The organism is Mycobacterium sp. WUMAC-067, assembly GCF_020217485.1.
Lineage (GTDB): Bacteria > Actinomycetota > Actinomycetes > Mycobacteriales > Mycobacteriaceae > Mycobacterium.
Map to the genome: position 1 here is coordinate 1 of NZ_JAEKMI010000190.1, position 507 is coordinate 507.

Consider the following 507-nt stretch of genomic DNA (forward strand, 5'->3'; position numbering starts at 1 on the left):
GCCCTGCACCAACGCGTCGGCGACCGCTCCTTTGACGTCTACCCCGTCAACTACCCCGCCACCGACCAATGGGACACCGGCATCGACGGCATCCGCGACGCCGGCGCCCACGTCAATTCCATGGCCCACGACTGCCCCAACACCAAAATGGTCCTCGGCGGCTACTCCCAAGGCGCAGCCGTCATGGGCTTTGTCACCTCCGCCGCCGTGCCCGAAGGCATCGACCCCGCCACCGTCCCCAAACCGCTCGACCCCGCGGTCGCCAACCACGTCTCCTCGGTCGTGCTCTTCGGCATGCCCAACGTGCGCGCCATGAACTTTTTAGGCGAACCCCCCGTCGTCATCGGCCCGATGTACCAAGACAAAACCCTCAAAGTCTGCGCCGTCGAAGACCCCGTCTGCTCAGACGGCATGAACTTCGCCGCCCACAACACCTACGCCGACGACGGCTCCATCATCGACAAAGGCGTCGCCTTCGCCTCCAGCCACCTCGGCACGGGCGGGGCC

General features: G+C 66.3%; 1 protein-coding gene. It reads left to right on the forward strand.

All coding sequences use genetic code 11. The annotated features are described in order from the left end of the window. A partial coding sequence (locus JF781_RS28170) for a cutinase family protein (protein WP_225330689.1) occupies positions 1–507 on the forward strand: 507 nt, incomplete at both ends.